At 48.7% G+C, this 8,180-nt stretch carries 8 protein-coding genes; 6 read left to right on the top strand and 2 right to left on the bottom strand.

Annotated elements, in window-relative coordinates; all coding sequences use genetic code 11:
- Positions 1 to 154 precede the first annotated feature (154 nt).
- On the top strand, positions 155 to 2,107 hold the full coding sequence (gene rpoD / locus ACTHUT_RS10870; protein ID WP_003686285.1) for an RNA polymerase sigma factor RpoD: 1,953 nt from the start codon (positions 155 to 157) through the stop codon (positions 2,105 to 2,107).
- A 118-nt stretch (positions 2,108 to 2,225) separates the two neighbouring features.
- Here rpoD and ACTHUT_RS10865 read toward each other — a convergent pair whose 3' ends face one another.
- Entirely contained in the window at positions 2,226 to 3,578 is a 1,353-nt protein-coding gene (locus ACTHUT_RS10865) for a polynucleotide adenylyltransferase PcnB (RefSeq protein WP_440418793.1), read from the bottom strand.
- Between the two features lie 216 nt (positions 3,579 to 3,794).
- Here ACTHUT_RS10865 and ACTHUT_RS10860 point away from each other — a divergent pair, with 216 nt between their 5' ends.
- The 5 genes from ACTHUT_RS10860 (at position 3,795) to ACTHUT_RS10840 (ending at position 6,425) form a co-directional block, all read left to right on the top strand.
- Complete coding sequence (locus ACTHUT_RS10860; protein WP_003680728.1) at positions 3,795 to 3,980, top strand: DUF3460 family protein; 186 nt, start codon at positions 3,795 to 3,797, stop codon at positions 3,978 to 3,980.
- 12 nt (positions 3,981 to 3,992) lie between these two features.
- A complete protein-coding gene (locus tag ACTHUT_RS10855) occupies positions 3,993 to 4,661 on the top strand; it encodes a class I SAM-dependent methyltransferase (RefSeq protein WP_440418792.1) in 669 nt (222 codons plus the stop codon).
- Between the two features lie 14 nt (positions 4,662 to 4,675).
- On the top strand, positions 4,676 to 5,431 hold the full coding sequence (locus ACTHUT_RS10850) for a tetratricopeptide repeat protein (protein WP_440418791.1): 756 nt from the start codon (positions 4,676 to 4,678) through the stop codon (positions 5,429 to 5,431).
- Positions 5,432 to 5,510: 79 nt separating this feature from the next.
- Positions 5,511 to 5,996, top strand: coding sequence for a 5-(carboxyamino)imidazole ribonucleotide mutase (purE, locus tag ACTHUT_RS10845; RefSeq protein WP_440418790.1), 486 nt, complete (start codon positions 5,511 to 5,513; stop codon positions 5,994 to 5,996).
- A 96-nt stretch (positions 5,997 to 6,092) separates the two neighbouring features.
- Positions 6,093 to 6,425, top strand: a complete 333-nt coding sequence (locus ACTHUT_RS10840; protein ID WP_440418789.1) for a hypothetical protein — start codon at positions 6,093 to 6,095, stop codon at positions 6,423 to 6,425.
- Positions 6,426 to 6,507: 82 nt separating this feature from the next.
- On the opposite strand, the gene ACTHUT_RS10835 is transcribed toward ACTHUT_RS10840, so the two are convergent.
- Positions 6,508 to 8,180: 2-isopropylmalate synthase (locus ACTHUT_RS10835; RefSeq protein ID WP_440418788.1), on the bottom strand; the 1,673-nt coding region annotated here is incomplete at its 5' end.

The raw sequence follows: 8,180 nt of genomic DNA, 5'->3' as shown, positions 1-8,180 counted from the left end.
ACATGACACGCAGAACACTCCATCTGTAATATTTTCAGACGGCCTCAGAGTATTAAAGTGAACTCTGATTTCACAACAAAAAGCTCTGCTCCGCCTTCAGGTACGGCCACATCACCGTAAACCGTCGGCATCCTATCAACCTAGAGAGCAATCCATGTCTAAAAATCAAAACTACGAAGAATACCAAGACCAAGACGACAACCGTCCCTTGAGTATCGAAGAGCAGCGCGCGCGTCTGCGCCAACTCATTATCATGGGTAAAGAACGCGGCTACATCACTTATTCCGAAATTAACGACGCCCTGCCCGACGATATGTCTGATGCCGAGCAAATCGACAACATCGTCAGCATGATTTCCGGCTTGGGCATCCAAGTAACTGAGCAAGCCCCTGATGCTGAAGACATCCTCTTGAGCGACAACGCCGCCGCCATGACCGATGACGATGCCGTTGAAGAAGCCGAAGCAGCACTCTCCAGCGCAGATTCAGAATTCGGCCGCACTACCGACCCTGTGCGCATGTATATGCGTGAAATGGGGCAAGTCGATCTGTTGACGCGCGAAGACGAAATCATCATCGCCAAAAAAATCGAAAATGCACTGAAAAACATGGTGCAGGCAATCTCAGCCTGCCCAGGCTCGATTGCTGAAATTCTGGCTTTGATCGAGCAAGTCCGCAACGATGAAATCCGTGTGGATGAAGTCGTTGAAGCCATCATCGACCCTAACGAAGTCTTATTGAACGAATTGGGCTTGGGTCATTTGGAAAATGCCAAACCAGATAATGAAGAAGGCGAAACCGATAGCGATGATGAAGATGGCGACGATGAAGATGAAGACGGTTCAGGTAGCGACTCTGAAGCCATATCAGCCGCCCATTTGGCCGAACTGAAACAAAAAGTTTTGGAACACTTCGCCTTTATCGAGAGCGAATACGGCAAAATGATCAAGCAGTTGGAAAAACACGGCAGCCAACATGCCAACTACCTGAAACACCGCGATGCCATTGCCAACAAACTGCTGGAAGTCCGTTTTGCCACACGTCAAATCGAAAACCTGAGCAGCAACCTGCGCAGCCGCGTTGAAAACATCCGCAAACTCGAACGTGAAATCCGCGACATCTGTATCGACCGCGTCCGCATGGAACGCGACTACTTCATCAAAAACTTCCTGCCCGCCATTACTGATTTGAAATGGGTAGAAGAAGAAGTAGCCAAAGGCCGTGTATGGGCAAATGCGTTGGATCGTTTCCGCCACGCCATCCTCGAAAAACAAACCGAGCTGGCAAATATGGAAGCCGAAACCCGCATTTCCATCGAAGAGTTGAAAGAAATCAACAAAAACATGGTGTTGAGTGAAAAAGAAACCTCAGCAGCCAAACAGGAAATGATTCAGGCCAACTTGCGTTTGGTTATTTCCATTGCCAAAAAATACACCAACCGTGGCTTGCAGTTCCTTGATTTGATTCAAGAAGGCAATATCGGCCTGATGAAAGCGGTGGACAAATTCGAATACCGCCGCGGCTACAAGTTCTCAACTTACGCCACATGGTGGATTCGTCAAGCAATTACCCGTTCCATTGCCGACCAAGCACGTACCATCCGTATTCCGGTTCACATGATTGAAACCATCAACAAAATGAACCGTATCTCGCGCCAATACCTGCAAGAAACCGGTGAAGAGCCTGATTCTGCCAAACTGGCCGAACTGATGGAAATGCCGGAAGACAAAATCCGCAAAATCATGAAAATCGCCAAAGAGCCGATTTCCATGGAAACACCGATTGGCGATGACGATGATTCGCACTTGGGCGACTTCATCGAGGATGCCAACAACGTTGCGCCGGCAGAAGCTGCGATGTACACCAGCCTGCACGAAGTAACCAAAGAAATCCTCGAGAGCCTGACACCGCGCGAAGCCAAAGTTTTGCGTATGCGTTTCGGTATCGATATGAATACCGACCACACTTTGGAAGAAGTCGGCAAACAATTTGACGTAACCCGTGAACGTATCCGTCAAATCGAAGCCAAAGCCCTGCGCAAGCTGCGCCACCCAACTCGCAGCGACCGCCTCCGCAGCTTCCTCGACAGCGAAGAAAACAAATCGTAAAAGCAAACCGCAGGTTGAAAGACCTGCGATTTTTTATTGAAATACGAAAAGGCCGTCTGAAAAACCAAATCTCAAAAGATTCAATGGTTTCAGACGGCCTTAAATTTATTTTGATAACTTATTCAGCCTCAGTGGTTTTCTTTTTCGGACGACGGCGGCGACGTTTGGGTTTTCCATCAGTTGATCCATTTTGTTTCTGACGTTTGTGATCATTGGTCGCAGTCATTTGCTGACGGGTTTCCTCATCGGCATGTTGGAAAGTTGTCCACCAAGAAGCCATCTCTTTATCAACCTCGCCAACCTCGCTACGCAAAATCAGGAAATCATAAGCGGCTCGGAAACGGGCTTGTGATAGTAGGCGATACGGGCGTGCACCGCGCATATTGTCGAATTGTGGCTGAAATTGCCAGATTTCACGCATGGTTGCAGAAAATCGTTGTGGCACGCCCCAACCCTTCTCTACCGTATCACGCATAGTGTTCATCGCATCCATCAATGCAGGGACAGGTTTTTGTCCATGATTCAGATTTCGTTGCCACATAGCATTTAGTGTCGGCCACAATACCGCCGCCAATACGAAACCAACGGAAACGGACTTATCCGCACGGATACGTTCGTCGGTATTTTTCAACGCCAACATAATCATACGTTTATCGGCCGCTTCAGCAGTTTTCAAGGCATCTAAAAGCGGATGGATGCCTTCGGGAATGTCCAACTCGTTCAACCGTTTCAAACAGGCACGGGAATAACCAGAAAACAGGATTTTCAGAATTTCGTCAAAAAGACGGGCCACAGGCTCATTTTTCAGACGGCCTGCATATTCGGCAATCGGCAAAGCAGTTTGCTCTTCTACTTCAAAACCCAACTTGCCCGATAAACGTACAGCGCGAAGAATACGGACAGGATCTTCCTGATAGCGTTCGGCAGGATCGCCTATCATCACCAATTTTTTATCGGCAACATCAGCCACGCCCTGATGGAAGTCCCAAATCTCCTCTTTAATCGGGTCGTAATACAGCGCATTGCAAGTAAAGTCGCGCCGCATGGCATCTTCTTCAATACTACCGTAAGTATTGTCCTTCATAATACGGCCTTGCGCATTTTGCTGAACCTTATCGCCACCGCGGAACGTCGTGACTTCAATGGTTTCAGGTCCGATCATCACATGAACGATTTGGAAGCGGCGGCCGATAATGCGGCTGCGGCGGAATACTTTGCGGATTTGCTCCGGCGTGGCATCGGTTGCGATATCAAAGTCTTTGGGCTCAACCCCGAGCAACAAATCCCGAACGGCACCGCCCACAACATAAGCCTGAAAACCGGCTTCATGCAGGCGTTTGGCAATTTTCTCCGCGGCAAAGCTCAACATATCCGCGCGGATACCGTGTTGCTCAAGCGGGATAATTTCCTTTTCGGGTAACGATTTGACGTGTTTTTTAGGCAACACTTTATGTAGCCATTTTTTTAACATAAGCAGCTCTTTTCACAATAAAAAAGGCCGTCTGAAACTTGTCTGGCTTAAGCCTTTGCACAATATTCTGCCGCAGAAGGGGCAAAACATTGAGCAAAGGCTTCAGACGGCCTAAAAAAGACGTGCCATTATACCTTATGGAAGTTCGATTAATTAGCGTATTGGCAAAAAATATCGGCTATAATGTCGGTCTGACAACGATTCAGGCAGAACATCATGTACCACTACAAATCCGAAGCTACCCAATTCCTCGACAAACTCATGGAAGACAATCCCGAAATGGAAGCGCAACGCCTCGAAAACCGCCATTTGCTGTGGGATGTTACCCTCAATCCGACAGAACAGGCCGAATTTGAAGCAGCCAAAGTCAACAAAAAACCCTATACCTACTATCAAGACTAATCCCGTATCGGCATGACGACCAACACGCACAATACCGATCCGGCATTACAACATTACCTCAACAGCATCGGTCAATCCGAACATCCTGTTTTGACTGCATTGCGCGAGCGTACCCAAGCACATCGTCTGGGAAAGATGGCCATCGCCCAAGAGCAGGTGGCCATGTTGGTGTGGTTGGCCAAATTATTGAATGCCAAAAAATATTTGGAAGTTGGAGTCTTTACCGGTTACAGCAGCACCGCCATGGCGCTTGCCCTCCCCGAAGACGGCAAAATCACGGCTTGCGACATTAATGTAACCTTTACCGATATTGCCCGCGAAACATGGCAGGCTGCAGGCATAGCGCATAAAATCTCGCTTCATCTGCAACCGGCTTTGCTGACTTTGGACGATTTGATTGCGCAAGGAGAATCGGAAAGCTACGACTTGGCACTTATCGATGCCGACAAACCGCCTACGCCGCAATATTTTGAACGCTGTTTGCAACTGGTACGGAGTGGCGGCGTGATTGCCATCGACAATATCTTGTTGGGTGGGCGTGTCATGAATGAAGCTGCAGAAAATGATCCGCCCAGCTTGGATATCCTGCGCCATTTCAACCAAAATCTGCCGCACGATACACGTATTATTCCCATTACCCTGCCTGTCGGCGACGGTTTGACATTGCTACTAAAAAAATAAAACGACACAATCCGATGAAAACATTATCACATTCCCTGTTTCTTTTGCCGCTTACTCTATTGGCCGCATCATGCACTGTTTCCCACTCTCCCCAATCTGCCGACAATCCCAACTTTGTCCTGCCTGATATTCCACGTGAGCCTTTGCACGAAAAAAGTATCCCCTATCCGCGTTTGGACGAACAAACCCAGATTGACCACTTGGGCATACAAATCGCCCGACTGGAACGCACGGTCGAAGAATTAAATCAACGCTTGCACACATTGGAACAACAACGAAACATCAAACGTCCGACTACTTCGGCTTCCCAACCCAAAGCCCAGCGATTGGACGACCGCAAGCTGAAAATGAATTATTTGGCCAATGGCGGAGGCGCACCATCTGAAACAGATTCAGCCGCACAAAACGAACTGCGCCTTTATAATCAGGCGCAAAAATACTACCAACGCAACAACTTCTCCGCCGCAGTGGCCATTTTGAAAGAGGCAGACGGCGGCAACGGCAGCGAAATTGCCCGCCGCAATATGTACCTGCTCCTGCAAAGCCAACAGCGTCTGGGCAACTGCGAATCCGTTATCGAAATCGGCAACCGCTACGCCAACCGATTCCGCAACAGCCCGCAAGCTCCCGATGCGATGTACAGCATCGGCCAGTGCCAATACAAACTGCAACAAAAAGACATCGCCCGCAGCACATGGCGCAAACTGATACAAAGCTTCCCCAACAGCGAAGCGGCAAAACGTGCTTCTATCAGTCTCAAACAAAGATAAACGTTCAGACGGCCTTGTCATCTCCAAGGCCGTCTGAATATTTTTTACCCTTAATCCATTCAAGCAAAAGGAACTCCTCATGATCCAAGTCGGCATTATTATGGGCAGCAACAGCGATTGGCCGGTGATGCAGCAGGCAGCACAATTTCTCAAAGAATTCGGCGTTGAATACGAAGCGCGTGTCGTCTCTGCACACCGTACGCCTGATTTGATGTTTGAATACGCCGAAACCGCACGCGAACGCGGCATCAAAGCCATCATTGCCGGCGCAGGCGGCGCAGCGCATTTGCCGGGCATGGTCGCTGCCAAAACCACGGTTCCCGTCTTGGGCGTTCCCGTTCCCAGCAAATATCTGCGTGGCGAAGACTCCCTGCTTTCGATTGTGCAAATGCCTAAAGGTGTTCCTGTTGCCACATTTGCCATTGGCGAAGCCGGCGCGGCCAATGCAGCGCTGTTTGCCATTTCACTTTTGGCCAACGAAAATCCTGAATTGGCTGAAAAACTGGCCGTTTTCCGTGCTAAACAAGAACAAACCGTTTTGGCCATGGAATTGCCTGAAGCATAACTAATAAAGGCCGTCTGAAAGTTGTAAATGGAAACTTTGATTTCGTTTTACGATTGTTCAGACGGCCTTAGCCTTTTATCAAATTGAATTAATGCCATGAAAACCCTAGCATTCGTCCTACTCTCCACCCTGCTTTGCGCCTGCCAAAGTTCAAGCACTTCTGCTCAATCAACTGCCACCCCATCTCAACAGCAAGCCCAAGATACAACCGGCAATCTGATTATCTTCTATAATGCCCAAACCGGTTCCGCCCCATTGCTAAAAGCAATGAAAACCTCCGGCGCAACTTTGGTTTACGAATATAAAAACCTGCACGGCATTGCTATCCGTCCATCTTCCAAGACCAATATTGAAGATGCCATTGCCTATTTCAAAAAGGTAAACGGCGTTTTGTCTGTTGAACAAGACCGACTGCTTAAACTTCAATAAACAAACTATTTTTTGACCAAATAAAAAAGGCCGTCTGAAACGCATCACTACGATTTCAGACGGCCTTTACCTTTTCAATAAATTAAATCATGCCGCTGCCTTGCGCTTTAGGCTTGGCTTGACCGAATTCCAATTTGCTCAGTGCAGACAGATAAGCCTTGGCAGTCGCCACCAACACGTCGGTATCTGCGCCTTGACCGTTGACCACTCGATCGCCACGTTGCAGGCGGACAGAAGTTTCGCCTTGGCTTTCTGTACCTTGTGTCACCGCGTTGACAGAGTAAATCTGCAAGGTCGCGCCACTTTGAGCCACGCTTTCAATGGCTTTAAAGATCGCATCAACAGGGCCGGAGCCGGTAGCGGTAGCGTGTTTTTCTTCGCCGCGAATACTGAACACGATATTGGCACGAGGCTCTTCGCCGGTTTCGGTGCTGATTTTTTGAGAGATGAATTTGTAGCTTTCAGCATTCAGGCTGCCCATTTCATCAGACACCAAAGCGTGCAAGTCTTCATCAAAGATTTCGCGTTTCTTATCCGCCAGCTCTTTGAAGCGTGCGAATGCCGCATTCAATGCCTCTTCACTTTCCAACTCGATGCCTAAATCAGCCAGCTTGGTTTTGAAAGCATTACGGCCGGACAATTTGCCTAAAGTCAGGCGGTTGGTTGACCAGCCGACTGATTCGGCAGTCATGATTTCATAGGTTTCAGGGTGTTTCAACACGCCGTCTTGGTGGATGCCTGATTCGTGCGCAAAGGCGTTTGCGCCGACTACTGCTTTGTTTGGCTGAATCGGATAGCCGGTGATAGTAGATACCAGTTTGGAAACCGGCACAATTTGCGTGGTATCGATGCCGGTTTCCAAGCCAAACAAATCATGACGCACCTTCAACGCCATCACGATTTCTTCAAGGCTGGCATTGCCTGCGCGTTCTCCCAAACCGTTGATGGTACATTCCACCTGACGCACACCTGCCTGAATAGCAGCTAATGAGTTAGCAACCGCCATACCCAAGTCATTATGGCAGTGGGTCGACCAAACTACTTTGTCGCCATTGGGAACGCTTTTGATAATGTTGCTGATACGCTCGTACCATACGGAAGGAATGGAGTAGCCGACAGTATCGGGAATGTTGATAGTAGTCGCCCCCGCTTCGATAACCGCCGTAAAGATTTTGGCAAGGAAGTCCAAATCCGAACGCACTGCGTCTTCGGCAGAAAATTCCACATCGTCAGTGTATTCTTTGGCAATTTTCACCGCTTTGACCGCCGCATCAATTACCTGCTGCGGCTTCATTTTCAGTTTGTGCTCCATGTGGATCGGGCTGGTAGCGATAAAAGTGTGAATACGTTTATTCGGAGCGGGGGAAACAGCTTCGCCTGCTTTGCGAACATCGTTTTCAACGGCACGCGCCAATGAGCAAACTGTAGATTTGGTAATGATTTTGGCAATCGCATTAACCGATTCAAAATCGCCCGGACTGGCTGCTGCAAAACCTGCTTCAATCACATCGACACCCATCTTTTCCAACTGGCGGGCAATACGGATTTTCTCCTCTTTGGTCATGGATGCACCGGGCGACTGCTCGCCATCGCGCATGGTAGTGTCAAAAATAATTACACGATTGGTCTGTGTCATTTCTGTTCTCTCCAGAGATTCGTTTTTTTGTAAAAAAGCATTCAAATCAAGCGGTCTGCCTTGCGCTTCCGCCAAAGCGGTCAGTTTTTGCAACTGAGCCAAAGGCAGGGAACCGCGTG

The organism is Neisseria sp. P0022.S010 (assembly GCF_051956635.1).
Note: the sequence above shows the minus strand (reverse complement) of the source record. Positions and strands in the feature narration are given on the sequence as shown.

What these genes read in the sequence shown, in the direction of transcription:
- rpoD (WP_003686285.1), top strand. Translation starts at nt 155, where the DNA reads ATGTCTAAAAATCAAAACTACGAAGAATACCAAGACCAAGACGACAAC.
- ACTHUT_RS10865 (WP_440418793.1), bottom strand. Translation starts at nt 3,578, where the DNA reads ATGTTAAAAAAATGGCTACATAAAGTGTTGCCTAAAAAACACGTCAAA.
- ACTHUT_RS10860 (WP_003680728.1), top strand. Translation starts at nt 3,795, where the DNA reads ATGTACCACTACAAATCCGAAGCTACCCAATTCCTCGACAAACTCATG.
- ACTHUT_RS10855 (WP_440418792.1), top strand. Translation starts at nt 3,993, where the DNA reads ATGACGACCAACACGCACAATACCGATCCGGCATTACAACATTACCTC.
- ACTHUT_RS10850 (WP_440418791.1), top strand. Translation starts at nt 4,676, where the DNA reads ATGAAAACATTATCACATTCCCTGTTTCTTTTGCCGCTTACTCTATTG.
- purE (WP_440418790.1), top strand. Translation starts at nt 5,511, where the DNA reads ATGATCCAAGTCGGCATTATTATGGGCAGCAACAGCGATTGGCCGGTG.
- ACTHUT_RS10840 (WP_440418789.1), top strand. Translation starts at nt 6,093, where the DNA reads ATGAAAACCCTAGCATTCGTCCTACTCTCCACCCTGCTTTGCGCCTGC.